We start from the raw sequence: 26499 nt of genomic DNA, 5'->3' as shown, positions 1-26499 counted from the left end.
TGCTCAATCGAAGGGACGCTTTAAGCGCACGCCACACGGGCCTTCCCTTTACAGACGCACGGGCGCGAGATGTCCGTGATACAGGACATACATGACCAAATTTTCTGATCTAAAACTCAGCCCCAAAGTACTGAAGGCTGTCGACGAAGCGGGCTATGAAAGCCCCACCCCAATTCAGGCAGGTGCAATTCCTCCGGCTCTTGAAGGCCGCGACGTTCTTGGCATCGCCCAAACCGGCACCGGTAAAACTGCTTCTTTCACATTGCCCATGATCTCGGCTCTTGCGCGTGGCCGCGCCCGCGCACGTATGCCGCGGTCGTTGGTTCTTTGCCCCACCCGTGAATTGGCGGCTCAGGTGGCCGAGAATTTCGACGTATATGCAAAACACGTCAAACTGACCAAAGCCCTTTTGATTGGTGGCGTTAGCTTTAAAGAGCAAGACCAGCTGATCGACCGGGGCGTTGACGTTTTGATCGCGACACCAGGCCGTCTTCTGGACCATTTCGAACGTGGCAAACTGCTTTTGACCGGCGTACAGATCATGGTTGTAGATGAAGCGGACCGGATGCTCGACATGGGCTTCATCCCCGATATCGAACGCATCTTCGGCCTGACACCGTTCACGCGCCAGACCCTCTTTTTCTCGGCGACTATGGCGCCCGAGATCGAGCGGATCACCAACACGTTTCTATCGAACCCCGAACGGATCGAGGTTGCCCGCCAGGCCACAACGTCTGAGACCATCACGCAAGAACTTTGCATGTTCAAAGCCTCGCGTCGTGATCGTGCGGCGTCTGAGAAACGCAAACTTCTGCGCGCTTTGATCGACCGTGAAGGCGACAAATGCACCAACGCGATCATTTTCTGTAACCGGAAGACGGATGTGGATATTTGCGCGAAATCTCTTAGCAAATACGGCTATGACGCTGCCCCGATCCATGGGGATCTGGAACAATCCAAACGGATGCAGGTTCTGGATGGATTCCGTGCCGGTACGCTTCGCTTCTTGTGTGCATCAGATGTGGCAGCCCGCGGGCTTGATATCCCGAACGTTAGCCACGTGTTTAACTATGATGTTCCCGGCCACGCCGAGGATTACGTCCACCGCATTGGCCGAACCGGTCGCGCCGGTCGTGAAGGCAAAGCCATCATGATTTGCGAGCCGCGTGACGAGAAAAATCTTGATGCAGTGCAACGCCTGATCGAGAACGAAATTCCACGCGTTGAAAACCCTCTTTCGAACGAAAAGCCTCAGCGCAGCCGTGCGAAATCTGATGAAGAGCGCACAGAAAAGCCCGCAAGGCCTGCCCGTAAGCGCAAGTCGGACGAGGTTAAAGACGCTGCTGTTGAAAAACCCGCACCGTCTGAGCAACCCAAGAACGAGCCACGAAGCGAACCGAAACGCGAAGCCAAGGCCGAGCCAAAGCAAGATCGCAACAAGTCCCGTGACCGAGGTGATCGGAATAATCGCGGACGTCGTGACAACAACAAAGTGGTTGGAATGGGCGATCATATGCCTGATTTCATTGCAAAAAGCTTTGATGAACGGCGCGCAGGATAACTTTATCAACACTGCCAAATGAAAAAACGCGAAGCCTTGATGGCTTCGCGTTTTTCGTTTGTATCATCTGAACCGGGCTAAGCGCCGCTGTTTACTCCAAACGGCTGACGATAATGGTCGCTTCAGGTTTGCGGCCAATCTCATCATTCGTGGTCTTACGGGCAATGCGCTTGAGTTCTTCTGCCAGCTTATCCTCGTCACGCAGAGTTTTGTTTGACGCGCGCATCAGGAATTGGCCCAGATCTTCTTCCAGAACATCCACCAGTGGGGCTTTAGACCGGCCAATTTCTGGCAGACCCATTAGTTCCACCCACGGCTCGCCCAGCGGGTCTTCCCCATCAAGGATCACGTTCACAATGACATGGCCGTTCAGCGCCAGACGAATCCGATCGCGCACAACCCCATCAAGTGACCCAATCAGAATGTCACCATCCAGATAAATGCGGTCCGTTTCTACGTGCTCGACGACGCGTGGTTTGTCACCAGTCAGATCACACATCGCGCCGTTCACCACGACCATCGACGCGCGGCCTGCGGCCTTTGCAAGTTTCGCGTGTTCTCGCAAATGGCGGTGTTCGCCATGCATCGGGATCACCATCTCGGGATCAATGATTTCGTGTGCGCGCAATAGGTCAGGTTGGTTTGCGTGGCCTGACACATGGTAGCGGTCATTTTCAGCGACCAGTTCTACGCCCATCTCTGAGAACGCATTCATGATGCGGATCACACCGCGTTCGTTGCCGGGGATGGTCTTGGAGGAAAACAGGAACATGTCCCCTTCCGCCATGGTCAGCCCCATATATTTGCCGCGCGCCAGCTGAGCTGATGCGGCACGGCGTTCACCTTGGCTTCCCGTCACGATCAGCATCAGGTTTTCACGCGGAATGTCACGTGCGTCTTCCGGTGTCACGGTGGTTGGGAAATCACCCAGCACACCGGTCTCAATCCCTGCTTCGATCATCCGCCGCATCGCACGGCCCAGCAAACAAATCGAACGGCCAGCGGCTTTACCAGCATCCGCAAGCTGCTTCACCCGCGCCACGTTCGACGCAAATGTCGTCGCCACCACCATGTGCGGCGCTTCTTTCAGAAGTGTCACCAGCTCGGGGCCAACCTCGGCCTCGGATCGTCCGGGATTGGGGGAAAACACGTTGGTGGAATCGCAGACCAATGCTTTCACGCCGGGCTTAGCGATCTCGCGCCACAGGTCTTCGTCAAATTTGTCGCCCAACACTGGGGTCTCATCCAGTTTGAAGTCGCCCGTGTGTACGATCCGGCCGGCGGGCGTATCAATCACCAAACCAGCACTTTCCGGGATCGAGTGGCTGAGCGGCATGAAGCTGACTTTGAACGGACCAGCATCAATCACCTGCGGATAAACCCCTGCTGTGATCACGGCCTCGGACACCTGCCCCGCTTCCTCCATCTTGCGCTGCGCATGATACCGCGTGAACGGTCGCGCATGAATCGGAGCCTTCAGCTTGGGGTACAAACGCCCAACCGCACCCACGTGGTCCTCGTGCGCGTGGGTGATGAAGATCGCCTCAAGTCGGTCAGCATTTTCAGCAAGCCATGTAACGTCCGGCATGATCAAGTTCACACCCGGAGTGGTGTCCATATCTGGGAAAGTCACACCCAGATCCACAAGGATCAGACGTTCCTTGCCGGGTTTGCCGTAGCCATAGACATAGGCATTCATGCCGATCTCGCCGGCGCCCCCCAATGGGAGGTAAATCAGACGGTCAGCACTCATAAGTTGCCCTGTTCCTTATTGTAATCGTAGATGCGCACAAGCCCGTGCATGGTCAGATCCTCGTCGATCTCATCGTATAGTTGCGCACCTTGTTCAAAGAGCGGCGCGAGCCCTCCAGTTCCGATGACCTTCATAGGAAGGCCGTATTCGTCTTTCACCTTTTGCACCAGCCCTTGCACAAGGCCTACATAGCCCCAGAAGATTCCAGACTGGATGCAGCCCACTGTGTTGGTCCCAATCACCTTCTCAGGTTGGGTCACGTCCACATGTGGAAGGGCAGCGGCCCCTTGGTGCAGAGCCTCAAGCGACAGGTTCACGCCGGGTGCAATCACGCCGCCAATATAGGCACCATCATGGGCCACCACGTCGATATTGGTGGCAGTTCCGAAATCCACCACCATGCAATCGCCGCCGTAACGTTCGAAACCAGCTACGGCGTTGGCCAGACGGTCAGGACCGGGCGTGGTGCCCTGATCCACGCGTGGGGCGACAGGCAATAGGCAATCGGGCTTGCCAACCACAAGCGGGCGACAGCCAAAGAAACGATCCGCAAAGACACGTAGGTTCCAGACCACGCGTGGCACGGTCGAGCTGACCACAACCCCGGTGATCTGCGGATCGATCTTGTAGTGATTGATCAGCGTCGAGAACCACGTGAAATAGGCATCTGCCGTACGCGAATGGTGGGTTGATGTTCTGAGCGTGCACAGAAATTTCTCGCCATCCCAGATCGAGAAGACGGTGTTTGTATTGCCGCAGTCAATGGCCAGAAGCATGTGCCACTCCCTTAGAAAAAGATCTCGGCCGCGGGGATGATCTCGCGCGCTTTGGCCGTTGATAGGACAAGGTTGCCAGCCGCGTCCACTGTTTCAAATCGTCCCACATACTCGTCACGTGTCGTGCGGGCGGTAATCGTATCACCCAGTCGGGCTGCGCGGGCCAGCCAAGCCTCGCGGATCGGTTCGAACCCATAGGTCACAAACTGTGTCTCATAGTGATTATAAGCCGGAGCAAGGAAGCCAAGAAACTCTTCCGGTGTCAGCCGGACACCCGTTTCGCTTGAAAGACTGACAGGAGCAACCGCCCCAGCCTCTATCTGCTTGCTTTGTGGTGCCTCAATTAAGTTAACGCCGATCCCGATGGCGATGTGACTGACCTTCCCACCGGCAAGGCCTGCGCTTTCCAAAAGGATGCCCGCGACTTTGCCACCGTTCAGCAAAACGTCGTTTGGCCATTTCAGCGACAACCCTTCGGTTCGCCCGGTTGCGGTCGCGAACGCATCATAAAGTGCTAAGGATGCCACGAAACTGCGCAAGGCGACTTTGTCCGGCGTCTCATTCGGGCGCATGGCAAGCGTAGCTGAAAAATGCCCTTTGGGTGCGGCCCATGCCCGTCCACGGCGTCCGCGCCCTGAGGTCTGCTCCAACGCAAGGATCCATGTAGGGCCCAAAAGGCCCGGCGCGATACGCCGGGCCTCTTCATTGGTGCTGTCCACCGTGGTCAGAACGCGTTTCTCAACACCGTCTGGCCATTTGGGCAGTCCATTATTTGACAAGGGCTTCTGCAGCGGCCGCTGCCGCGCCTTCGATGCCGAAGAAATTCACAACACCCAAAAGGATGATCGCAGCAGACCCCATTAGGGCAGCCCATGCGGCGGGCGACATGTTCAGTTCCAACCCTTCGCCTTCTTCGCCGAAATACATGAAGTATACGATGCGCAGGTAATAGAACGCGCCAATCACGGATGCGATCACACCGGCGACGGCCAGCCATGTCAGGCCAGACTGAACGGCAGCGACAAGCACACCATACTTGGCAAAGAAGCCCAACATCGGCGGCACACCGGCAAGCGAGAACAGCAAGACCAGCATCGCCAGCCCTTTCAACTTGTCGTTCATAGCAAACTGGTTCAGGGCCGAGATATCAGTGACCGGACGTCCGTCACGCTCCATCGACATGATGAAGGCGAAGGTGCCGATGTTCATCGTCACGTAAACGGCCATATAAAGCAGCATCGCTTGGATGCCGTATTCGCTTCCAGCTGCCAAACCCATCAGGGCAAAACCCATGTGGGCGATGGACGAATACGCCATCAGACGCTTGATGTTGGTCTGCCCAATGGCCGCGAATGCACCCAGGAACATGGACAGCACCGCCAAAAGCGCGATGATCTGCTGCCAATCGCCCACGGCCTGACCAAACGCGTCAAACATAACGCGGGCAAACAGACCCATGGCGGCCAGCTTCGGCGCGGTGGCGAAGAAGGCAGTGACGGGCGTTGGTGCGCCCTCGTAAACGTCAGGCGTCCACATGTGAAACGGAACAGCCGAGACTTTGAAGGCCAGACCGGCCGTCACGAATACCAGACCGATTAGAAGACCAAGGCCAACTTGTCCGTGGTTTGCAGCTTCGATGATGCCTGAGAAGACCGTGGTGCCGGCATAGCCGTAAACCAGCGATGAACCATAAAGCAAAAGACCCGAGCTTAGCGCGCCCAGTACGAAGTATTTCAGACCGGCTTCGGTCGACTTCACACTGTCGCGGTTCAGCGACGCCACGACGTAGAGAGAAAGCGATTGCAGCTCAAGCCCCATGTAAAGTGACATCAGGTCTCCGGCAGAGACCATCATCATCATGCCGACCGTGCCCAGTGTCACAAGGATGGGGTATTCGAACTTCAGCAAACCACGGCGCGCCATGGTTGCTTCACCCATCACCAACACAGCGGCGGCGGACAGAAGGATCGCCACCTTGGCAAAGCGTGCATAGGCATCATCAAGGAACATGCCGTTGAAGGCGGCGGTGTTGCCGTCCCCGCCTGCAACCATCAGGGCCACGACAACCATCACGGCGCCGGTGACCCATGTGATCGGTTTGGCCAAGGCATCCTTGCCCGTATAGACCGCGACCAGAAGTGCCACCATCGCATAGATCGCTAGGATCAGCTCGGGCAGAACCGTTTGAATATCAACAGAGCTCATCTTTCGCTCTCCTTAATGCGATGCGGTCTGCGCCATTTCTGCAGCGTCTGCAGGAATAGCGGCATGGAAATTGGTCAAAAGCGCCTCGACCGAGGGGCCAATGATGTCGGTGACCAGCGATGGGTAAACACCCAGCAGCAGGGTCATGAAGATGAGCGGTGCGAAGATCGCTTTCTCGCGGCCATTCATCTCGGTGATCGACTTCAGGCTTTCCTTGATCAGGTCGCCAAAGACGACACGGCGATACAAGTAAAGCGCGTAAGCGGCCGAGAAGATCACACCAGAGGTCGCAACCAGCGCCACCCAGGTGTTGGCTTTGAACATGCCGACAAGCGTCAAGAATTCCCCAACGAAGCCCGATGTACCTGGAAGGCCCACGTTTGCCATGGTGAAGAACATGAAGATCAGCGCGTAGGTCGGCATACGGTTCACAAGGCCTCCGTAGGCCGAAGATCTCACGGGTGTGCATGCGGTCATAGATGACGCCCACACATAGGAAGAGAGCGCCCGAGATGAAGCCGTGGCTGATCATCTGGAAGATCGCGCCGTCCAAACCTTGTTGGTTGAGCGAGAAGATACCAGCCGTCACGTAACCCATGTGAGCCACAGACGAATACGCGATCAGCTTTTTCATGTCCTCTTGCACCAGCGCCACCAGCGAGGTGTAGACGATGGCAATCGCTGACATCCAAAGGACGAAGCACGCCATCACGTCTGCCCCAACCGGGAACATCGGCAATGAGAACCGCAGGAAGCCATAACCGCCCATTTTCAAAAGGATCGCAGCCAGCACGACCGAACCAGCGGTCGGCGCTTGTACGTGCGCATCAGGAAGCCATGTGTGCACCGGCCACATCGGCATCTTCACCGCGAAGCTGGCAAAGAACGCAAGGAACAGAAGCGTCTGTGCGCCCCCTACAATCTGGATGCCCAACAGGCTGAAATCTTCCGAACCGAACTTGTGCGCCATCAGCGTCGGAATGTCCGTCGAGCCTGCGTCGATGAACATATAGATCATCGCCACCAGCATCAGGACCGAACCCAGGAAGGTGTAGAGGAAGAACTTGAAGGACGCATAGATGCGGTCCTTGCCGCCCCAGATACCGATGATCAGGAACATCGGGATCAGGCCTGCCTCGAAGAACAAGTAGAAAAGCACCAGATCCAGCGCCATGAAGACACCCAACATCAGGGTTTCCAAGAGCAGGAAGGCAATCATGTATTCCTTCACGCGGGATGTGACACCCCAGCTGGCCCAGATGGTCAGCGGCATCATGAAGGTGGTGAGCATCACAAACAGGACCGAGATTCCGTCCACACCCATTTTGTACTTCAGGCCCATGATCCACTCGCCCTCTTCCACGAATTGGAAGCCGGTGTCAGCAGGATCAAACCCAGTGATTATCAGAAGCGAGAAAAGGAAAGTTGCCACAGTAGCCGCAAGCGCAAGATATTTCGCGTTGCGTGCGGCCGCTTCGTCATCGCCGCGCAAGAAAAGCGCAAGGATCACAGCCGCGACCAGCGGCAGGAAAGTAATGATGGAAAGCAGGTTGTTCATTAGTGCGCTCCACCGCTGAAGAGGATCATGATTGTCACCAGGGCGACGATGCCAAGGACCATCGCGAATGCATAAGAGAAGACGTAACCGGTTTGTGCGCGACCTGCCTGTTTGGTGAACCAAGGCACGATGCCCATGGCAACGCCATTCAGGAAGCCGTCAATCACATTGCCGTCGCCGCGTTTCCACAAGAACCGACCGATGGCAAAGGCAGGTTTGACGATGAGAATGTCGTAGATCTCGTCAAAGTACCATTTGTTCAAAAGGAAGTTGTAGACCAGCGGGAAGGTATCGGCGAGCCGCTTCGGCAGGCTCGGGTTCTTGATGTAGAACCAGAAGGCCGTGACGAAACCGATCAGCATGGCGACGAAGGGTGAGACCTTGACCCATTTGGGGGCGTGGTGAGCTTCGTCTATGACGTCGTTGTCTGCAGCCATGAAGATCGCACCCTTAGGGGCGGTCCCGTGATGGGCCGCTGCAACCGGCGCATGGGCCGGATCAGCCATCGTTTCAGCATGTGCTTCCTCGGTGGCGTGACCTTCATCAGAATGCGTGTCCGCGGCGTGATCGTCACCATGGGTGTCCGCAGCTTCGCCGTGCCCGGCATCTGCTTCCGCGTGGCTTTCGATCCCGAAGAAGTGGTTAACCTTGTGATGATCGCCAAAGAATGAGCCGTACCAGATCATACCAGCAAAAATGGATCCCAACGCCAGAACACCCAGCGGGATGGTCATGACCAGAGGGCTTTCATGCGCGTGCTCATGCGTGTGCTTGTCGCCGCGCTGCTTGCCGTAGAAGGTCATGAACATCAGACGCCAGCTGTAGAAGCTGGTGAACAGTGCCGCGATGACCAGCATCCAAAAGGCGTAACCGCCTTGCGTGCCAGCGTATGCGCTTTCGATAACAGCATCTTTCGACAGGAAGCCCGCAAAACCGATTGTGGTCAGCGGAATGCCGACACCGGTGATGGCCAGCGTGCCGATCATCATCGCCCAGAAGGTGATGGGCAGTTTCTTACGCAGGTTGCCGTAGTTCCGCATGTCCTGTTCGTGATGCATTCCGTGGATGACCGAACCGGCTCCAAGGAACAACATCGCTTTGAAGAACGCGTGGGTGAACAGGTGGAACATGGCGACCGAGTAGACGCCGACGCCCGCGGCCACAAACATGTAACCAAGCTGAGACATGGTCGAATACGCAATCACGCGTTTGATGTCGTTTTGAACCAGACCAATGGTCGCGGCCACAAAGGCTGTGGTGGCGCCAAGGAAGACGATGAAGCCTGTGGCCTCGGGCGCGTATTCCATCAAGGGCGACATGCGGCAGACAAGGAAGACACCCGCGGTCACCATGGTCGCGGCGTGGATCAAGGCCGACACAGGTGTCGGGCCTTCCATAGCGTCCGGCAACCAAGTGTGCAGGAACAGCTGTGCTGATTTCCCCATCGCGCCGACAAACAAAAGGAACGCCAGAAGGTTGGCTGCGTTCCAGTCACGCCACAAGAAGTGGATGTCAGTCTCAGCCAGTGCAGGTGCTGCTGCAAACACATCGTCCAGACGGATGCTGTCGGTCATGTAAAACAAGCCGAAGATGCCAAGCGCGAAGCCGAAGTCGCCAACACGGTTTACCACAAAGGCTTTGATCGCTGCGGCGTTGGCCGAAGGCTTTTTGTAGTAAAAGCCAATCAGCAGATATGAGGCGACACCAACGCCTTCCCAGCCAAAGAACATCTGAAGCAGGTTGTCCGAGGTCACCAGCATCAACATCGTGAAGGTAAAGAATGACAGATAGGCGAAGAAACGTGGGCGATAGCTTTCACCCTCGAACTGCGGATCGTGGGCCATGTAGCCCATCGAATACAGGTGCACCAGCGAAGAAACCGAGGTCACAACGATCAGCATGATCGCGGTCAGGCGGTCCAGACGGATCGACCAGTCAACCGACAAGCTGCCCGATTGCACCCAATCCATCAGGTGAATGGTCTGCGTCTCGGTCCCCAGTCCTAGGAAGGTGATCCACGACAAAGCGGCGGCCAGAAACAGCAGCCCCGTTGTCAGAACTTGCGCGCCCTTGTCGCCGATGAACCGGTGACCAAAGCCCGCGATCAGCGCGCCGATAAGGGGGGCAAAAAGGATGATCTGTGTCATTTGCCTTTAGCCTTTCATCACGTTGACGTCTTCGACAGCAATCGTGCCGCGGTTGCGGAAGAAGCTGACAAGGATCGCAAGACCAATGGCAGCCTCGGCGGCGGCCACGGTTAGAACAAAGAGCGTGAAAACCTGCCCGGTCAGATCGCCCAGATAGGACGAGAAGGCGACAAGGTTGATGTTCACGGAAAGAAGCATCAGTTCGATCGACATCAGCAGAATGATGACGTTCTTGCGGTTCAGGAAGAGCCCGAAAATGCCGATGACGAACAGCGCCGCACCAACTGCGAGATAATGTTCAAGACCTACCATCAGTTTTTCTCCTGATATTCAATTCGTTCCCCGCGTAGTTCGGGGTAGTACAGATTGCATCCACAATCTTCTCCGTCCATGCTCGAAAAATCCCGAAACCTGACCTTGAGCCCCATGGACTTGGCAAGTCTTTGTATCTCAAGTGAGTTTGTCCGATCTCCAAGCGCCTTGAGGCGCGCCATCACAACAGGGTCATATTTTGGATTGGTTAGAGCGTCACCTATATCGTCCAGTGGCAAATGCGTCTGGCTTTGATAGGTTTGGATTTGGACTTCCTGATAGCTTTTGCAATCTAGAACATGGATCTCTTCTGTCAGAATACGAGGATCCGTATGAGCGTTAAACCAAGCGATTGGTTCAGCAACGTAGCCAGCTCCTATTTTTTCAAACTGCATCCAAACATGGTGAGCCCCTTGTTCTGAACATTGACCGTTTGGTGCCGGATGAAGCACTCGTCTGTCGGCAGCATCTGCTGCGACATTCTCCACGATACATGACGCAAGCAACAATGTTGCCACAACCAGAAATGCCCCCGAACTTATAAGCGATTGCGCCATCACAGCCCCTGCCCCGGTTTCACGTCGATGATCTCCATCGCTTTGGCCGGGTCGCGGTGCATTTGTGCGATCACGTTCTGGCGCTTCACGTTGGTACGGTGGCGCAGGGTCAGAACGATGGCGCCGATCATGGCGACCAGCAGGATCAGGCCTGCCAGTTGGAAGAGCAGGATGTAATCGGTGTAAAGGATTTGGCCCAAGGCCAGCGTGTTGTGCACTTCGTCAATTGCAGGCGTGACAGATGCTCGGGCGGCCTCGGCCCCGTCGGCAAACTGCCAGACGCCGAAGATCGTGCCCAGTTCCATCAAAAGGATCACACCGATCAGAAGCGCCAGCGGCAGAGACTTCGACATCTCGGCCTTAAGCGCCGCGAAGTCCACGTCCAGCATCATCACGACGAACAGGAACAAAACCGCGACCGCGCCCACATAGACGATCATCAACAGCATGGCCACGAACTCGGCCCCCAGCAGGACAAACAGTCCCGTGGCGCCGATGAAGGCAGTGATCAGCCACAAGACCGAGTGTACGGGGTTCCTTGCCATCACGGTAAAGAAGCCGCCCACCACAGTGGTCAGGGCAAAGAGGTAAAAGGCGAAATCGGCAACGCTCATGCGTCCCCCTCCTGATTTTCATCAAAGACGGCTTGCGCTTCTTCAAGCGCTCGGTTCATCGCCGGCAGGCCGCCCAACATGGACATTTGATAGATCACTTCCGCGATCTCTTTTTCGGTGGCACCCGCTTCCATAGCATGGCGCACGGTCACTTTCAGCTGCGGTCCGGCTTGGGCCCCCGCTGCGACAAGCCCGGCAAGCCCCACCAACATGCGGGTTTTTGCGTCCAGACCGTCTTTGTTGAAGGTGTTGCCAAACATCATGTCCATCATGTCTTTCGGCATGGTGGGCATCAGCTTGTCGAGACCTTCTGGAACGAACTTCTCGAGCGCAGGATTGAAGGCGCGAAGCATCAATGTGCCCTGCTCCATCATCTCAGCGTATTTTTTTGAAAAGTCGTTCATTGGATTTCCTTAGCGGTAGGGCGCATCAAGTTCGATGTTGCGCGCGATCTCGGCTTCCCAGCGTTCGCCGTTCTCAAGAAGTTTTTCCTTGTCATAGAACAGCTCTTCGCGGGTTTCGGTTGCGAACTCGAAATTTGGGCCTTCGACAATCGCATCTACCGGGCAAGCTTCCTGACAGAAGCCGCAATAGATGCATTTGGTCATGTCGAGGTCATAGCGCGTGGTACGGCGCGAGCCATCTTCGCGGGGTTCCGCGTCGATGGTGATTGCTTGTGCCGGGCAAATCGCTTCGCACAGTTTACAAGCGATGCAGCGTTCTTCCCCATTCGGATAGCGGCGCAGTGCATGTTCACCACGAAAACGCGGAGACAGCGGGCCCTTTTCGAACGGATAGTTGATCGTTGCCTTCTTCGAGAAGAAGTACTTCAGGCCCAATTGGAACCCTTTGAAGAAGTCCATCAGCAGGAAGTATTTCGTTGCGCGTGCGTAATCAAATGCCATCGATCAGCCCCCTACAGTCCAGCGGGCATAAGCGCCCCAGAATGCCCCGTATTGGGCGAAGAATGCGACCAGAACGACCCAGCCCAGCGACAGCGGCAGGAAGACTTTCCAGCCAATACGCATCAGTTGGTCATAGCGGTAGCGCGGCGTGATGGCCTTCACCATCGAGAAGACGAAGAAGAAAAAGAAGATCTTCGCAAACAGCCACAGGATGCCATCTGGCAGTGCCTCGACCGGTGACAGCCAGCCACCGAAGAACAGGATCGAGATGAGCGTACACATCAAAACGATGGCCACATATTCACCGATCATGAACAGAAGGAATGGGGTCGACGAGTATTCGACCTGATACCCAGCCACCAGTTCAGATTCCGCTTCCGGAAGGTCAAACGGTGGGCGGTTGGTTTCGGCCAGCGCCGAGATCAGGAACAGAAAGACCATCGGGAAATGCGGCAGCCAATACCAGCTCAGCAGCCCCTTGCCGTCCTGTGCCATCACGATGTCACCGAAGTTCATCGACCCGGTCGAGATGATCACACCGATGATGATCAAGCCGATCGACACCTCGTAAGAAATCATCTGCGCTGCGGATCGCAGCGAGCCAAGGAATGGGTATTTCGAGTTCGATGCCCAGCCCCCCATGATCACGCCGTAAACCTCAAGCGAGGAGACCGCGAAGACAAACAGGATCGCCACGTTCACATCCGCCAGCACCCAGCCGTCGTTGAACGGGATCACCGCCCAAGCAACCATGGCCAAGACGAAGCTCAGCAGAGGCGCAAGCATGAAGACAAAGCGGTCGGCACCAGCCGGGATCACGATCTCTTTCAAGACATATTTCAGGAAGTCCGCGAAGGACTGCAATACGCCAAACGCGCCAACCACGTTGGGCCCTTTGCGCAACTGAACCGCTGCCCAGACCTTGCGGTCAAAATAGAGCAGGAAGGCCAGCGCCACCAGAAGTGGGACCACGATCAGCAAACACTGACCAATGATCAAAAGCGTGATGCCCAGATTTGTTGTGGTGAAGAATTCAATCATTTCTCTTCATGCCCTTAGACCGTCGGTATTCCATTTTCAAAGCAACTCTGGGCGGTGACAGCCGCGTCAATTGTGATCAGCCCCTCAGGAAGGGTCTCTGACACCCAAAAGACGGCTTTGCCAGTCCAGATGCTATTGTCTCGTGTCACGCTCGTTAGGACATGTCGGGCGAACCCGTATCCACGGCTAAGCGTGTATTGCGCGGCGGCACATTCCGCATATGCCGCGACATTTTCGTTGTTCACTTCACCCTCGAGACGCACATTGATCTGAACCAATTCGTCGTCCAAGCGTTTGGTTTGGACACCCAGATAGGTGATGTCCCACGCCAGGTTTTCTTCGTCCATCGACACCCCGGCTTCGCCGCTGTCTGTCGCAATGGGCGACGCGCTCGCTGCGATCTCGACGTTCTCGTTCGCAGGTTTCTCGATTGCAAGTGTTTCTTCTACGGGTGTCTCGTCCTTAGCAGCGGCACGTGTTTTGATTGGTTTAGCAGCCCACCAGCATCCTGCTGGCTTCTTTGCCCCGTCATACTTTGACGTATACATAACCGCACGATCACCATTCATAAGGTCATCTGCTGGCGCATCTTTGGACTGTTCAACCAGCCCGCGATCACCAGTCGCAGAGCCCCTGCAGTCACCAAGCCCTACAGCGTTTTTCATGGCCCCACCGACGCGATCCATGAACGCACAGGACGACAGCACAGTGACAATCACCATTGCGCCAAGAAGCCGCCTGCTTACCGTTCCTATGGTCGTCTGAGTGATCATCTTCTGTACCAATCCTGTTACTCCGCCGCCAAAGGCACGGCGCGGTTACGGGCTTGCGCCGAAAGCTCGGCCATCACTTCGGATGCACGTGCAATCGGGTTGGTCAGATAGAAGTCTCCAATCACATAGCGGAAGCTAGCGTTGCCCATCTTTTCGACCGGAAGCGCCTGCCATTCGTTTTCGGCAACCTGATCAACACCACCCAATACCGGAGCGGCTTCGACCATCGCGCGACGCAGGCCGGCTTGTGTGTCCCACGGCAAGGTTGCACCAAGCTCAGCAGACAATGCCCGCAAAATCGCCCAGTTTTCCTTGGCCTCGCCTGGCGCAAAGTTTGCGCGAAGAGCCAATTGCGGACGGCCTTCTGTGTTCACGAACAGGCCACCTTCTTCCGTATAGGCAGCACCCGGCAGGATCACATCGGCGCGCATCGCACCGCGATCCCCGTGGCTGCCCTGATAGATAACAAACGGGCCGTCTGCGATTTCGATCTCATCTGCGCCCATGTTAAAGATTACGTCCGCGCCCATGGTGGCCGCTTCCATGCCACCTTCGGTCACAGCGCCCAGATCCATTGCGCCCACACGGCCAGCGGCGGTGTGCAGGATCATCAGCTTGGAATTCGTGTCAGTGGCCAGCTTCATAGCGTTCGAAAGAACTGCCAGTCCGTCAGCTTCGCGCAAAGCACCCTGCCCCACGATCACCACAGACGGCGCGTCTTTCACAGCGCCGTAATCTTTGCCTACGATGCTGTTCAGTGCAGCGCGGTCATTGCCCACATGCGCATAATCGTAAGTCAGATCAACAGCTTCACCGACCAGACCAACCTGTGCGCCCTTCAGCCACGCCTTGCGGATGCGCGCGTTCAGAACCGGAGCCTCAACCCGCGGGTTGGTGCCAATCAGCTGAATGAACTTGGCGCTGTCGATGTCTTCGATCGACGCGGTGCCGACATAACCTGAGCGGTTGCCAATCGGCAGACGCGCATTGTCGGTGCGGCATTCCACGTTGCCACCCAACCCTTCGATCAATGACTTAAGCGAGAATGCAGCCTCGGCCGACGCCAAGTCGCCGACAAGACCAGCAACCTTGCTGGCACCTTTCATGGCGCCCGCAGCTTTGGCCAGTGCTTCGCCCCACGAGGCTTTGCGCAGTTTACCGTTTTCGCGGATGTAAGGCGTGTCCAGACGTTGACGACGCAGTCCATCCCAGATGAAACGTGTCTTGTCGGAAATCCATTCCTCGTTCACACCATCATGGTTGCGCGGCAGAACCCGCATCACTTCGCGGCCTTTGGTGTCCACGCGGATGTTTGACCCAAGCGCATCCATCACGTCGATGGTCTCGGTCTTGGTCAGTTCCCACGGGCGGGCCGTGAACGCGTACGGCTTCGAGGTCAGCGCCCCAACCGGGCACAAATCGATGATGTTTCCCTGCAAGTTGCTGTCGAGCGTTTGGCTCAGATAGCTGGTGATCTCGGCGTCTTCACCGCGACCTGTTTGACCCATCTGGTTGATACCGGCGATTTCTGAAGTGAATCGAACGCAGCGTGTGCAGCTGATGCAACGCGTCATTGCGGTGCCCACCAACGGGCCCAAATCCAGATCATCGACCGAGCGCTTCATCTCGTTAAAGCGCGAGCCGGACAGACCGTAAGCCACGGCCTGATCCTGCAAATCACACTCCCCGCCCTGATCACAAATCGGGCAATCCAGCGGGTGGTTGATTAGCATGAACTCCATCACGCCTTCACGGGCCTTCTTGACCATAGGCGAGTTGGTTTTCACAACGGGCGGCTGCCCTTCAGGACCGGGACGCAGATCGCGCACCTGCATGGCGCAGGATGCTGCGGGCTTTGGGGGACCGCCCACAACTTCGACCAGACACATGCGGCAGTTGCCGGCAATCGACAGACGCTCGTGATAGCAGAAACGCGGCACCTCGATCCCGGCCACTTCACAGGCCTGGATCAGCGTCATTGCGCCATCAACTTCAACTTCCATGTCGTCAATGACGATCGTTTTCAGGTCGCTCATCACGGTCCCTTTTTCGTTTCATGAGCCGGTGTTTTCACCATGCCCACACAGTCATGCCCCTTAGCGCTCGTATAGTAACGAGCCCGCAAAGGAGCGCTTTTCAATCTCGGCGCGGCCAACCACGCAATAGGTTTCTTCTTGACCCTTCACCACACCCTTCGAAGCCAACAATGGCTCGGCGATGGCGCGGAAACGGTCCTGTTCGGATTTACTGTCCACATAGGCCATCACCTCTTTCGAGGAAAAACCAAGCGACACAGCGTGCTTTCTAAGCGAGAATGCCTTGTTCAGCAGGCGCAGTTTGCGCAGCCCGAGCTCGGAACAATTCTCGTCGATCAAATAGGCAACAGACGCGCCCAACAGCTCGGAGTGCATCCTGCTGTCACCACGCAGTGTATTAAAGTCAGTGGCCGACGCCATCCCAACACTTGCGGTTGCGGCCAAACCAGCGGCCAAGAAAACGGTGCGAATACTCATCATGACAAATCTCCTTTGTTCACAAAGGAGATGGGTATGACAGGCATTGTCATGCAATAACAACATGCCAAAACGGGTGCAAAAGCACCTGTTTTCATGGGGTTATGCATGACAGAATTTTTCATTACGCACAGACCCTCGGCAGATGAACATATCCGTCTTCGGTCACGAATACCGGAGCCAGCATTTCTTCAGGCTGCATCGTTCGACCAATCTGAGTGCAGGCCTGCGTTGCCACGTTAAACAGCGTTGTAAGGTTAGCGGTGGCAGCTGCACAGCTGGTCACCGGCGCGTTTTGAGCCTTCACGCTTATGATCGTAATGCCGTTCTGTTCGACATCTGTGTTCTGCAATTCAGCCGTCTCGGTCTCGTCTCCGGTACATACAAGCGCCATGCCAGCACCAGCCGCGAAATTGGCGAACTTGTAATCGTAGGTTACGCCCGATTCCACGATCTGCCCATTTTCACTCGACGACAGATCATACTGCGTCTTAGGCAGCGGAATGGTGCGCGTGTTGCAAGCAGTTAAGCTCAACACAAGCGTTGTTCCCAGAAACGTATTTATGATGGTTGAATTGAACATGTTTTCACTCACTCAGCTGCGATACTAACTTTACCTTGTTTGTTTACTCGAATGCGGTCTTCTATTTCGTCGCGGAAATTGCGGATCAGGCCCTGGATCGGCCATGCAGCCGCATCACCCAATGCACAGATCGTGTGGCCCTCGACCTGCTTGGTCACGTCCCACAACATGTCGATCTCGTCCACGTCAGCCTCGCCTTTCACCAGACGATCCATCACGCGCATCATCCAGCCTGTGCCTTCACGACACGGCGTGCACTGGCCGCAACTTTCGTGTTTATAGAACTTCGACAGGCGCCAGATCGCTTTGATGATGTCAGTGGACTGGTCCATCACGATCACGGCAGCGGTGCCAAGACCCGACCCCAGCTCTCCGCGCAGATAGTCGAAATCCATCACAGCATCGCGCATATTTTCAGCGCGCACACACGGCACGGACGAGCCGCCCGGAATAACCGCTTTCAAGTTGTCCCAGCCGCCGCGAATGCCGCCGCAATGCTTTTCAATCAGTTCTTCAAAGCTGATCGACATCGCCTCTTCAACCACACAAGGGTTGTTCACGTGGCCCGAGATACCAAACAGTTTGGTACCCGCGTTATTCGGACGACCAAAGCCCGCAAACCATTCCGGCCCACGGCGCAAGATGGTCGGGACAACGGCGATAAATTCCACGTTGTTCACCGTGGTCGGGCAGCCATAAAGACCCGCGCCCGCCGGGAACGGCGGCTTCATGCGCGGCATGCCTTTTTTGCCCTCAAGGCTTTCGATCAGCGCGGTTTCTTCACCGCAAATATAAGCGCCCGCCCCGTGATGCAGGAACAGGTCAAAATCCCAGCCGGATTTCGCCGCGTTTTTACCCAAAAGGCCGGCGTCATAGGCTTCATCAATGGCGGCTTGAAGCGCTTCGCGCTCCCGAATGAATTCGCCACGGATGTAGATATAAGCCGTGTTCGCATTCATCGCGAACGACGCGATCACCGCGCCTTCAATCAGAGTATGCGGATCATGGCGCATGATCTCGCGGTCTTTACAGGTACCGGGTTCGGATTCATCTGCGTTGATGACCAGATAGGCCGGACGCCCGTCGCTTTCTTTCGGCATGAAGGACCATTTCAGACCGGTCGGGAAACCCGCACCACCACGACCACGCAGACCCGAGGCTTTCATCTGTTCGATGATCCACTCGCGACCCTTTTTGATGATCCCGGCTGTGCCGTCCCAGTGGCCGCGGCTTTTCGCGCCCGCAAGGGTGCGTTCGTGCATGCCATAGAGGTTGGTAAAGATCCGGTCTTTATCCTGCAGCATTCGCTTCTATCCTTCATCCGTCCGGCGCTGACGCCAGATCCGAAACGTTACGGCCAGTCCGAAACCGAACCCGGCCAGCGCTAGCAAATCCACCAAAGCCATGGTCCGGTTTGACCATCCCAGTGAATTGCCCGCGAAAGTGCCACCGACCCACAGCGCACCGGTCAAAGCGATGACGATAGCCGCCAAACGCCCTTGATTTCCGGTCCTATTTTGTGGGTCGGTTGCCATTCTCATTCCTTAGTAGACCTTGCCCTTTTTGACTTTGGACGAGAATTCAGTCTCTCCGCCGTCAGCCAGAGTCTTGGCCTGTTCTACCCAGCCATCACGTTCGATCCGGCCTTTGAAGCTTAGGTTGTCGTCAACCCAAGAGATCTCGTCTGCGCCCCATTTGGCAACCTGATCGAAATGCCAAAAACCAAGGCCGTTCAAAGTCTGCTCCAGCTTCGGGCCAACACCCTTCAACTGCTTCAGATCATCCGCACCAGACTTGCGCGGCGCTTTCATCGTGCGCGGCTTCTTGGCCTTGCCTGTAGCTGCAGCAGGTGCCGCGGCTTTGGAAGACGTTGCCTTGGCAGCGGATTTGGTCGACTTGGCAGCGGGTTTCTTTGCCGCAGCCTTCGTCGCAGTCGCAGACTTAGTTGCAGTCTTTGCAGCAGTCTTTTTCGCTGCGGGTTTCTTGGCCGCCGTCTTAGTCGTAGCCTTAGTCGCAGTCTTTGCAGCAGGCTTGGCTGCCGCGGACTTAGCCGCAGGTTTCTTAGCTGCCGAAGCTTTGGCTGCGGGCTTCTTAGCCGCAGGTTTCGCAGCAGTCTTTGCAGCTGGTTTGGCCGCCGAAGACTTTGCAGAAGACTTTGCAGCAGGTTTCGCTGCCGATTTGCTTTTTGCTTTCGGTGCCGCAGCTTTCGCAGGCTTCGAAGCCTCGGCCGCCGTACTTGCATCAAGTGCCGAAGCGGGCGTTGTGCTGGCGGCGGCATTGGCCGCTGAAGCAGATGCTGCGCTTGTCGCGGCGGCAGCGCCTGCGCCAACAGCGGCAGCAGCGGTTGTCGAAGCAACTGCTGCGCCCGAGGTCACTTCAACCTCGCTACAGAACAGCTTTTGAAGCAGGAATGCCAAAGCGACAGCTGCAATCAGACCTACAATGAACCCGACGATCCCAGAGATCATCAGCCATAGTGCAAATCCGATTAGACCGCCGACAATCCAGCATGTCCGCTTGCAAGTAAAAAATCCGGTGTTGTTACTCATTGTCCCTTATCCCTGTTGTTGATTTTGGACATCACGAAAGAACGCGCTTGCGCGGAGGCATTTGTCTGCCTTTTCTTGCACTTATGATAATTCGCGTTCTTGAACATACCTGTTTCTCCTTCACGGTGCTTAGTAGACCTTGCCCTTCTTGACCTTGGACGAGAACTCGGTCTCGCCACCATCTGCCAGAACTTTGGCTTGCTCTACCCAACCATCGCGCTCAATCCGTCCTTTGAAGGACAGTTGATCGTCAACCCAGGCAATCTCGTCTGCACCCCATTTGGCAACCTGGTCGAAATGCCAGAAGCCAAGGCCATTCAGGACGCCTTCCAGCTTGGGGCCTACGCCCTTCAGCTGTTTCAGGTCGTCCGCTCCCGACTTGTGGGGGGCCTTCATGGTGCGTGGTTTCTTCGCCTTGCCGGAGGCTGCGGGGGCAGCTGCGGCTTTGGTCGCCTTTGCAGGCGCCTTTGCGGCGGTTTTCTTTTCGGCTGCTTTCTTTGGTGCGGCCGTCTTGGCTGCTGCTTTCTTGGCGGCCGGTTTGGCCTGCTGAGCAGCGGTTTTTCCGGTTGCGCGCGCTTTCGGCGTCGGAGCAGCGGCTTCGCGACCGGCGGCTTTGCCGTCCTTGCCCAGCCAAGGTGTCAACAACGGAACTTCCGTCCCGTCGATACGCTTCACCGTGTCACCAATATCGGTCGCCAGCTGAACCGACGCGTTATACTGCGTCTTGCCGCTGTCATATTCGGTCAACGAGGTCAGGCCCGACAAAGGCTCTGCCGCGTAGCGACCGTTTTGCGGGCCGGGGGTCGGCACATTGCCAGCGCGCAGCTCGTCAATGATCTTGCCAAACGTCTCAGCCGTCAGGTCTTCGTAATAGTCCTTACCGATCTGGGCCATTGGCGCGTTGGTGCAGGAACCAAGGCATTCGACCTCTTCCCAGCTCAGCTTGCCGTCGTCAGATACAACATGCGCTTTGTCGGCGATCTTTTCGCGGCAAATCGCGATTAGATCTTCTGCACCGCAGATCATGCAACCCGTGGTGCCGCAAACCTGAATATGAGCCACAGACCCAACCGGTTGCAGTTGGAACATGAAGTAAAACGAGGCCACTTCCAGCACGCGGATATAGGCCATATCCAGCATGTCCGCGACAGCTTCAATTGCGGGCTTGGTCAGCCAGCCTTCTTGTTCCTGCGCACGCCACAAAAGCGGGATCACCGCAGAGGCCTGACGCCCCTCGGGAAACTTCGTAATCTGCCCTTCCGCCCAAGCAAAGTTGGCGGGCGTGAAAGCAAAGCTTTCGGGCTGTTCATGATGCAAACGGCGTAGCATGTGTCATCCGCTCTTCAAGTTAGTGGGAACCAAACACCTCTGTCCGAGGGGGTACCCATATTTGGAATTACGTGATTTTGATCGAGTTCGCGTACGTCGATATCCGCGTGGATCTTAGCGATTCCAGCACGTATCGAAAGTACGCTTGAAACTAAGTTAACTGCATCCTCTTCATCAATCGCTGTCACTCCTACTCCAATTGAAGCGGACCGCGGTCGCGGTTCGGAGAATTCGAGCCAGTAACGTGTGAGTTCCATTGTCACCTGTCGATCTCCCCAAACACGACGTCCATTGTACCGATGATGGCGGCGACGTCGGCCAGTTGGTGGCCTCCAGCCACGTAGTCCATGGCCTGAAGATGCAAGAATCCCGGCGCGCGGATTTTAGCGCGGTAGGGTTTGTTGGACCCGTCCGACACCAGATACACGCCAAATTCGCCTTTGGGCGCTTCAACGGCGGCGTACACTTCACCCTCAGGCAGTTTGAAGCCTTCGGTGTACAGTTTGAAATGGTGGATCAAGCTTTCCATCGACTGCTTCATGTCGCTGCGCTTGGGCGGGGTCAGCTTGCCACGGGCCAGAATATCGCCCTGCCCTTCAGGGGCGCGCAATTTCTCAACCGCTTGCAGGATGATCGACAGCGACTGGCGCATCTCTTCCATCCGCACAAGGTAACGGTCATAGCAGTCACCGTTTTTGCCAACGGGGATCTGGAATTCAAACTCGTCATAGCATTCGTAAGGCTGCGCACGACGCAAATCCCATGCCAGACCCGAGCCACGGACCATCACGCCCGAGAAACCCCAATCAAGGATGTCTTCTTCGTTCACCACACCGATATCGGCGTTGCGTTGCTTGAAGATACGGTTTTCAGTCAGAAGCTCGTCCAGATCTTTGATCCGCGACGGGAAATGGTGGGCCCAAGTTTCAATGTCATCAATCAGTTCAGGCGGCAGGTCTTGATGCACGCCTCCGGGACGGAAATAGGCCGCGTGCAAACGGGCACCACAGGCGCGTTCGTAAAAGCCCATAAGCGCTTCGCGTTCGACAAAGCCCCATAGCGGCGGAGTCAACGCACCCACGTCCATCGCCTGAGTGGTTATGTTCAGAAGGTGGTTCAGAATACGGCCGATTTCCGAGTACAGTACGCGGATCAACTGCGCCCGACGCGGCACTTCGACACCAGCCAGTTTTTCGATCGCAAGGCACCAAGCGTGCTCTTGGTTCATCGGGGCCACATAGTCCAACCGGTCAAAATACGGCAGGTTCTGCAGATAGGTACGGCTTTCCATCAGCTTCTCGGTGCCGCGGTGAAGCAGTCCGATATGCGGGTCAGCACGTTCAACAATCTCGCCATCCAGCTCAAGCACCATACGCAACACGCCGTGGGCGGCCGGGTGCTGAGGCCCGAAGTTGATGTTGAAATTGCGGATCTTCTGTTCGCCGCTTAGAGCGTCATTGAAATCCTTGGAACCGTCCATCATTTTGCGGCCTCTTCCGTTTTCTCGTCACCCGGAAGGATGTAGTTTGCACCTTCCCATGGGGACATGAAGTCGAACTGGCGATAGTCCTGCGTCAGCGTCACGGGTTCATACACCACGCGCTTTTCAACTTCGTCATAACGCACTTCGGTATATCCGGTGGTTGGGAAATCTTTGCGCAGCGGGAATCCACGGAAACCGTAATCCGTCAGGATACGGCGCAAATCCGGGTGGCCTGAAAACAGGATGCCGAACATGTCGAAGACTTCACGTTCGAACCAATTGGCCAACTTATGAACTTCGGTGATCGATGGAACCATCTCGTCTTCGCGCACGGCAACCTTCACGCGGATGCGCTGGTTCGTGTACATCGACAGAAAATGATAAACCATGTCGAAACGCGCTTCACGTTCGGGATGGTCAACTGCAGTGATGTCCACCAGCGACGAGAACTTGCAGGCGTTGTCATTCTTCAGAAACTCGATGAAAGCAGGAATGCCCGACAGCGGCACATTCACGGTCAGCTCATCAAGGGTCACATCCCAGCTTAGGACGCAATCGGGGCGTTTTGCTTCGATGGTCGCGCCAAGTTCGTTCAGAGCATCGCTCATCGCTTACCTCACAATCGTGCCGGTGCGGCGGATTTTGCGTTGCAGTTGCAGGATGCCATAGAGCAGCGCTTCTGCGGTTGGGGGGCAGCCGGGCACATAGACGTCCACCGGAACAATGCGGTCACAGCCGCGCACAACTGAATAGGAATAGTGATAGTACCCACCGCCATTCGCGCAGGACCCCATCGAAATCACGTAGCGCGGATCCGGCATCTGGTCGTACACTTTGCGCAGCGCAGGGGCCATCTTGTTGGTCAGCGTACCCGCCACGATCATCAGATCCTGACTGTCGCGGGGAGGCGCGCGGTGCGGTGCCGAAACGCTCAAGGTCGTAATGCGCCATCGCCGAGTGCATCATCTCGACCGCACAACAGGCCAGACCAAAGGTCATCCAGTGCAGCGATCCGGTCCGGGCCCAGTTGATGATGTCATCCGTGGTGGTCAGCAAAAAGCCTTTGTCGGCCAATTGATCGTTCAGAAGACGGGTCGCGTGTTCGCGGTCACCGCCTGCCGTGTTGGCTCCGGTCATCACTCCCATTCGAGCGCCCCTTTCTTCCATTCGTAAGCAAAGCCGATCGTCAGAACGGCCAGGAACACCATCATCGACCAGAACCCGACCAACCCGACATCCTTAAAGGCCACGGCCCAAGGGAACAGGAAAGCGATTTCCAGATCGAAAATGATGAACAGGATCGCAACCAGATAAAACCGGCTGTCAAACTTCATCCGCGCATCATCGAAAGCGTTGAAACCGCATTCGTAAGCGCTGAGTTTTTCGGGGTCGGGATTTCGGACTGCCAGCACGACTGCGGCGAGGATCAGCACAAGGCCGATAACAATGGCTAGTCCGAGGAAAATGATTATGGGGAGGTATTCCCTGAGAAGGTCTTCCACGTGTGGCTCCTTTTAAAGCGGTTTACCCGCCTTTCGCTAGCTCATTGCGGTTTACCGTCGCACTGTTGCAGGGTCAACCAACAGGCGTTCGCATTCGCGTTTTTGAATGAGAGCGCGCACATGGATAAAAACCTGTCACGAAAGGCTTAAAAGCAAGGGGTTCTTGATCCAATGGTCTTTTCACAGCCTCCCAAACTACATCACGTGTTAATCTGTTTCATCCAAATTTCTGGAAGATTTCCTTGTGAATATGGCGTCGATTGACCGTTTCTTGCTGTTTCGAGAGACTCACCCACTTGAAAAGCCAGCGCTCTCGCCTAAGGCAATTGTGATTGCAGCGATGCTCAAAACCAATGTGACGGGGCCCCATAACCGGCGTTCAGCGCGCGATGGTGTTGCCCAATTTGCAACAGTTGTCAGAATGGTTAGGCCGAGAGCGACCCAAAATGTCCACTCGGGCCATCCATGCAACAACCCAGCCTGTGTGGTGACGGCGATGCCCATGAAGACAAGAATGCCGCCCTGCCCGATGGCCGCCAGGCGCATGAAAGGTGGAAGCGTTCCACGCCAGCGTCCGCCATTGGCAAGATGCCCCCAAGGCATTCCCATCGCCATACAGAACTGAAAGCACACCAGCACCGCAATGAGGGCTGCATAGATATAACCTGCCATCATCATGTCAGCAGGCTATCAGCTCAGATCCAGCTTGGCTTGCGTTTTTCAAAGAACGCTGCGATGCCCTCTTGCGCTTCGGGACTTTCCCAGCGCGCGACAAGACCTGCGATGGTCTCGTCTATGATCTCTTCCGTGATCGGCGGGCCAAGCCGACGCGCAAGCGCCTTGGCTTCGGCCACGGCACCGGGGGCGACCGATAGATAGGGTTTCACTTCGGCTTCGACGGCAGCGTCCAGATCTTCGGGTGCAACCGCTTTGGCAAGCAATCCCAGCGTCACAGCCTCGTCTGCATCAAAGATACGGGCAGACATGAACACACGCCGCGCCATCGCTTCGCCTAGACGCGCAAGCACATACGGGCCGATGGTCGCCGGGATCAGGCCCAAACGGGTTTCCGTCAGGCCGAACTTCGCGCCAGTGACACCAATGGACACATCCGACACGGACGCCATGCCGACACCGCCGCCAAATGCCTGACCCTGTACACGTGCGATCAGCGGCTTGGGCATCTCGTTCAACGCATTCAGCATCATAGCAAGCCTCTTGGCCTCGACACCCCGTGTCACGGGGTCAGCGGCCATCTGATCTTGCATCCAGCGCAGATCACCACCCGCACAGAAGCTTTTGCCATCGCCTGTCAGGATAACGACCCGAACGCTGTCATCCGCGCCTAACGCGTGGGCGGCCTCGGTCAGTTCCTCGATCATCTTGGCTGACATGGCGTTGTGCTTGTCTGCACGGTCCAAAAGCAGAGTGGCCACGCCCCGGTCATCCACCGTGATCGAAATTGTCTCAAAGCTCATGTTTAGTCCCCTGCCCGCATCTGCCGCGCCATTTCAGCGGCTTTTTCAAGAATGTCCCGATCCAGCCCGGTCGAATATCCCAACGCTGTCACGCGGTCATATACCGCTTCGGTTGCCACGTTGCCTTGCGCACCCGGCGCATAGGGACAACCGCCCAACCCACCAACCGCCGCATCAAACACGCGCAGCCCTTTCGCCAACGACGCCTCGATATTGTCGCAAGCCCGTCCGCTTGTGTCGTGATAGTGGCCTGCGAACTTAGACGCGTCGCCTTCACCCAGCACCGCGTCCAGCATGGTCGAGATGCTGTCCGGCGTGGCTTGACCGATCGTGTCGCCCAGCGAGATTTCATAGCAGCCCATCGCCAACAGTTCCTTCGCAACCCACGCCACCTGCGCGGGATCGGTCGGCCCGTCATAGGGGCAGTCCGTTACACAGGAAATGTAGCCACGCATGGGAAGGTTCGCCGCTTTGGCGGCCTCGGCCACCGGCTGAAACCGCTCAAGGCTTTCGGCGATTGTGCAGTTGATATTGGCCTTGGAAAACCCTTCTGAGGCTGAGCCAAAGATTGCGATCTCGTCGGCTTTCGCGGCCACAGCACCTTCGAACCCGCGCAGGTTTGGGGTCAGCGCTGCGTAGGATATGCCCGCCGCGCGTTTGATACCCGCCAGCACATCAGCGCTGTCTGCCATCTGCGGCACCCATTTCGGACTGACGAAACTGGCCACCTCGATCCGTTTGAACCCGGCGCCTGACAACAGGTCAACCAACGCGATCTTTTCCTCGGTCGGGATCTGACGTTTCTCGTTTTGCAGCCCGTCACGTGGACCGACTTCGAAAATCTCAACGTATTCCATGAC

Annotated in this window: 27 protein-coding genes and 2 pseudogenes; 2 read left to right on the top strand and 27 right to left on the bottom strand. The window is 56.3% G+C overall.

Annotation, left to right across the window (positions count from 1 at the left end; translation table 11 throughout):
• The first annotated feature begins 91 nt into the window (after positions 1-91).
• A complete protein-coding gene (locus tag AC0L6A_RS07420) occupies positions 92-1561 on the top strand; it encodes a DEAD/DEAH box helicase (RefSeq protein ID WP_473293198.1) in 1470 nt (489 codons plus the stop codon).
• 91 nt (positions 1562-1652) lie between these two features.
• Here AC0L6A_RS07420 and AC0L6A_RS07415 read toward each other — a convergent pair whose 3' ends face one another.
• The 19 genes and pseudogenes from AC0L6A_RS07415 to AC0L6A_RS07325 form a co-directional block, all read right to left on the bottom strand.
• A complete protein-coding gene (locus AC0L6A_RS07415; protein ID WP_473293197.1) occupies positions 1653-3314 on the bottom strand; it encodes a ribonuclease J in 1662 nt (553 codons plus the stop codon).
• On the bottom strand, positions 3311-4090 hold the full coding sequence (locus AC0L6A_RS07410; RefSeq protein ID WP_473293195.1) for a type III pantothenate kinase: 780 nt from the start codon (positions 4088-4090) through the stop codon (positions 3311-3313). Before AC0L6A_RS07410 ends, AC0L6A_RS07415 begins: the two co-directional genes overlap by 4 nt.
• 11 nt (positions 4091-4101) lie before the next feature.
• Complete coding sequence (locus AC0L6A_RS07405; RefSeq protein WP_473293417.1) at positions 4102-4854, bottom strand: biotin--[acetyl-CoA-carboxylase] ligase; 753 nt, start codon at positions 4852-4854, stop codon at positions 4102-4104.
• Positions 4855-4858: 4 nt separating this feature from the next.
• Positions 4859-6295, bottom strand: coding sequence for an NADH-quinone oxidoreductase subunit NuoN (gene nuoN / locus AC0L6A_RS07400; RefSeq protein ID WP_473293194.1), 1437 nt, complete (start codon positions 6293-6295; stop codon positions 4859-4861).
• A gap of 12 nt (positions 6296-6307) precedes the next feature.
• Positions 6308-7853: pseudogene (locus tag AC0L6A_RS07395) on the bottom strand (NADH-quinone oxidoreductase subunit M).
• Positions 7853-10000 (bottom strand): NADH-quinone oxidoreductase subunit L, encoded by a 2148-nt coding sequence (gene nuoL, locus AC0L6A_RS07390; protein WP_473293193.1) that lies wholly within the window; start codon positions 9998-10000, stop codon positions 7853-7855. The pseudogene AC0L6A_RS07395 and the gene nuoL overlap by 1 nt, the downstream one beginning before the upstream one ends.
• Positions 10001-10006: 6 nt before the next feature.
• Entirely contained in the window at positions 10007-10312 is a 306-nt protein-coding gene (gene nuoK, locus AC0L6A_RS07385; protein WP_108856011.1) for an NADH-quinone oxidoreductase subunit NuoK, read from the bottom strand.
• Positions 10312-10869, bottom strand: a complete 558-nt coding sequence (locus AC0L6A_RS07380) for a hypothetical protein (RefSeq protein WP_473293191.1) — start codon at positions 10867-10869, stop codon at positions 10312-10314. The genes nuoK and AC0L6A_RS07380 overlap by 1 nt, the downstream gene beginning before the upstream one ends.
• Positions 10869-11483 (bottom strand): NADH-quinone oxidoreductase subunit J, encoded by a 615-nt coding sequence (locus tag AC0L6A_RS07375; protein WP_473293189.1) that lies wholly within the window; start codon positions 11481-11483, stop codon positions 10869-10871. The genes AC0L6A_RS07380 and AC0L6A_RS07375 overlap by 1 nt, the downstream gene beginning before the upstream one ends.
• Complete coding sequence (locus AC0L6A_RS07370; protein ID WP_473293188.1) at positions 11480-11887, bottom strand: carboxymuconolactone decarboxylase family protein; 408 nt, start codon at positions 11885-11887, stop codon at positions 11480-11482. The genes AC0L6A_RS07375 and AC0L6A_RS07370 overlap by 4 nt, the downstream gene beginning before the upstream one ends.
• 9 nt (positions 11888-11896) lie before the next feature.
• Positions 11897-12388, bottom strand: a complete 492-nt coding sequence (gene nuoI, locus AC0L6A_RS07365; RefSeq protein ID WP_473293187.1) for an NADH-quinone oxidoreductase subunit NuoI — start codon at positions 12386-12388, stop codon at positions 11897-11899.
• A gap of 3 nt (positions 12389-12391) precedes the next feature.
• Positions 12392-13429: an NADH-quinone oxidoreductase subunit NuoH gene (nuoH, locus tag AC0L6A_RS07360; protein ID WP_473293185.1), complete on the bottom strand. Its 1038-nt coding sequence runs from the start codon at positions 13427-13429 to the stop codon at positions 12392-12394.
• Between the two features lie 14 nt (positions 13430-13443).
• Positions 13444-14202: a hypothetical protein gene (locus AC0L6A_RS07355; RefSeq protein ID WP_473293184.1), complete on the bottom strand. Its 759-nt coding sequence runs from the start codon at positions 14200-14202 to the stop codon at positions 13444-13446.
• A gap of 17 nt (positions 14203-14219) precedes the next feature.
• A complete protein-coding gene (nuoG, locus tag AC0L6A_RS07350; RefSeq protein WP_473293183.1) occupies positions 14220-16238 on the bottom strand; it encodes an NADH-quinone oxidoreductase subunit NuoG in 2019 nt (672 codons plus the stop codon).
• A 60-nt stretch (positions 16239-16298) separates the two neighbouring features.
• Positions 16299-16718: a DUF5333 domain-containing protein gene (locus AC0L6A_RS07345; protein ID WP_473293181.1), complete on the bottom strand. Its 420-nt coding sequence runs from the start codon at positions 16716-16718 to the stop codon at positions 16299-16301.
• Positions 16719-16839: 121 nt separating this feature from the next.
• Positions 16840-17298, bottom strand: a complete 459-nt coding sequence (locus tag AC0L6A_RS07340; protein WP_473293180.1) for a hypothetical protein — start codon at positions 17296-17298, stop codon at positions 16840-16842.
• An 8-nt stretch (positions 17299-17306) separates the two neighbouring features.
• Positions 17307-18602: an NADH-quinone oxidoreductase subunit NuoF gene (gene nuoF / locus AC0L6A_RS07335; RefSeq protein ID WP_473293178.1), complete on the bottom strand. Its 1296-nt coding sequence runs from the start codon at positions 18600-18602 to the stop codon at positions 17307-17309.
• A 6-nt stretch (positions 18603-18608) separates the two neighbouring features.
• On the bottom strand, positions 18609-18833 hold the full coding sequence (locus AC0L6A_RS07330) for a DUF5337 domain-containing protein (protein ID WP_473293176.1): 225 nt from the start codon (positions 18831-18833) through the stop codon (positions 18609-18611).
• Positions 18834-18842: 9 nt separating this feature from the next.
• Entirely contained in the window at positions 18843-19109 is a 267-nt protein-coding gene (locus AC0L6A_RS07325) for a hypothetical protein (protein ID WP_473293175.1), read from the bottom strand.
• Between the two features lies 1 nt (position 19110).
• Between AC0L6A_RS07325 and AC0L6A_RS07320 the strand changes: the two genes are divergently transcribed.
• On the top strand, positions 19111-19701 hold the full coding sequence (locus tag AC0L6A_RS07320; RefSeq protein WP_473293173.1) for a hypothetical protein: 591 nt from the start codon (positions 19111-19113) through the stop codon (positions 19699-19701).
• 275 nt (positions 19702-19976) lie between these two features.
• Here the strand turns inward: AC0L6A_RS07320 and AC0L6A_RS07315 are convergent, their stop codons facing one another.
• The 8 genes and pseudogenes from AC0L6A_RS07315 to AC0L6A_RS07280 all read right to left on the bottom strand — a co-directional run bounded on the left by AC0L6A_RS07315 (position 19977) and on the right by AC0L6A_RS07280 (position 26496).
• Positions 19977-21176, bottom strand: coding sequence for an NADH-quinone oxidoreductase subunit E (locus tag AC0L6A_RS07315; protein ID WP_473293172.1), 1200 nt, complete (start codon positions 21174-21176; stop codon positions 19977-19979).
• A 259-nt stretch (positions 21177-21435) separates the two neighbouring features.
• A complete protein-coding gene (locus tag AC0L6A_RS07310; RefSeq protein ID WP_473293415.1) occupies positions 21436-22656 on the bottom strand; it encodes an NADH-quinone oxidoreductase subunit D in 1221 nt (406 codons plus the stop codon).
• The gene (locus AC0L6A_RS07305; protein ID WP_473293171.1) at positions 22656-23267 is read right to left on the bottom strand and encodes an NADH-quinone oxidoreductase subunit C; all 612 of its coding nucleotides are present in this window, start codon (positions 23265-23267) and stop codon (positions 22656-22658) included. The genes AC0L6A_RS07310 and AC0L6A_RS07305 overlap by 1 nt, the downstream gene beginning before the upstream one ends.
• A 3-nt stretch (positions 23268-23270) precedes the next feature.
• Positions 23271-23805, bottom strand: a pseudogene (locus AC0L6A_RS07300) (NuoB/complex I 20 kDa subunit family protein).
• Positions 23796-24161, bottom strand: coding sequence for an NADH-quinone oxidoreductase subunit A (locus AC0L6A_RS07295; protein ID WP_133489503.1), 366 nt, complete (start codon positions 24159-24161; stop codon positions 23796-23798). Before AC0L6A_RS07295 ends, AC0L6A_RS07300 begins: the two are co-directional and overlap by 10 nt.
• 288 nt (positions 24162-24449) lie before the next feature.
• Positions 24450-24839, bottom strand: a complete 390-nt coding sequence (locus tag AC0L6A_RS07290; RefSeq protein ID WP_473293169.1) for a hypothetical protein — start codon at positions 24837-24839, stop codon at positions 24450-24452.
• Positions 24840-24856: 17 nt separating this feature from the next.
• Complete coding sequence (locus AC0L6A_RS07285) at positions 24857-25639, bottom strand: crotonase/enoyl-CoA hydratase family protein (protein WP_473293168.1); 783 nt, start codon at positions 25637-25639, stop codon at positions 24857-24859.
• Between the two features lie 2 nt (positions 25640-25641).
• Positions 25642-26496, bottom strand: coding sequence for a hydroxymethylglutaryl-CoA lyase (locus tag AC0L6A_RS07280; protein ID WP_473293166.1), 855 nt, complete (start codon positions 26494-26496; stop codon positions 25642-25644).
• Positions 26497-26499 lie beyond the last annotated feature (3 nt).

Source organism: Aliiroseovarius sp. D2-2 (assembly GCF_055809455.1).
The sequence above is the reverse complement of the archived record's forward strand: the minus strand, read 5'-3'. Positions and strand labels throughout refer to the sequence as shown.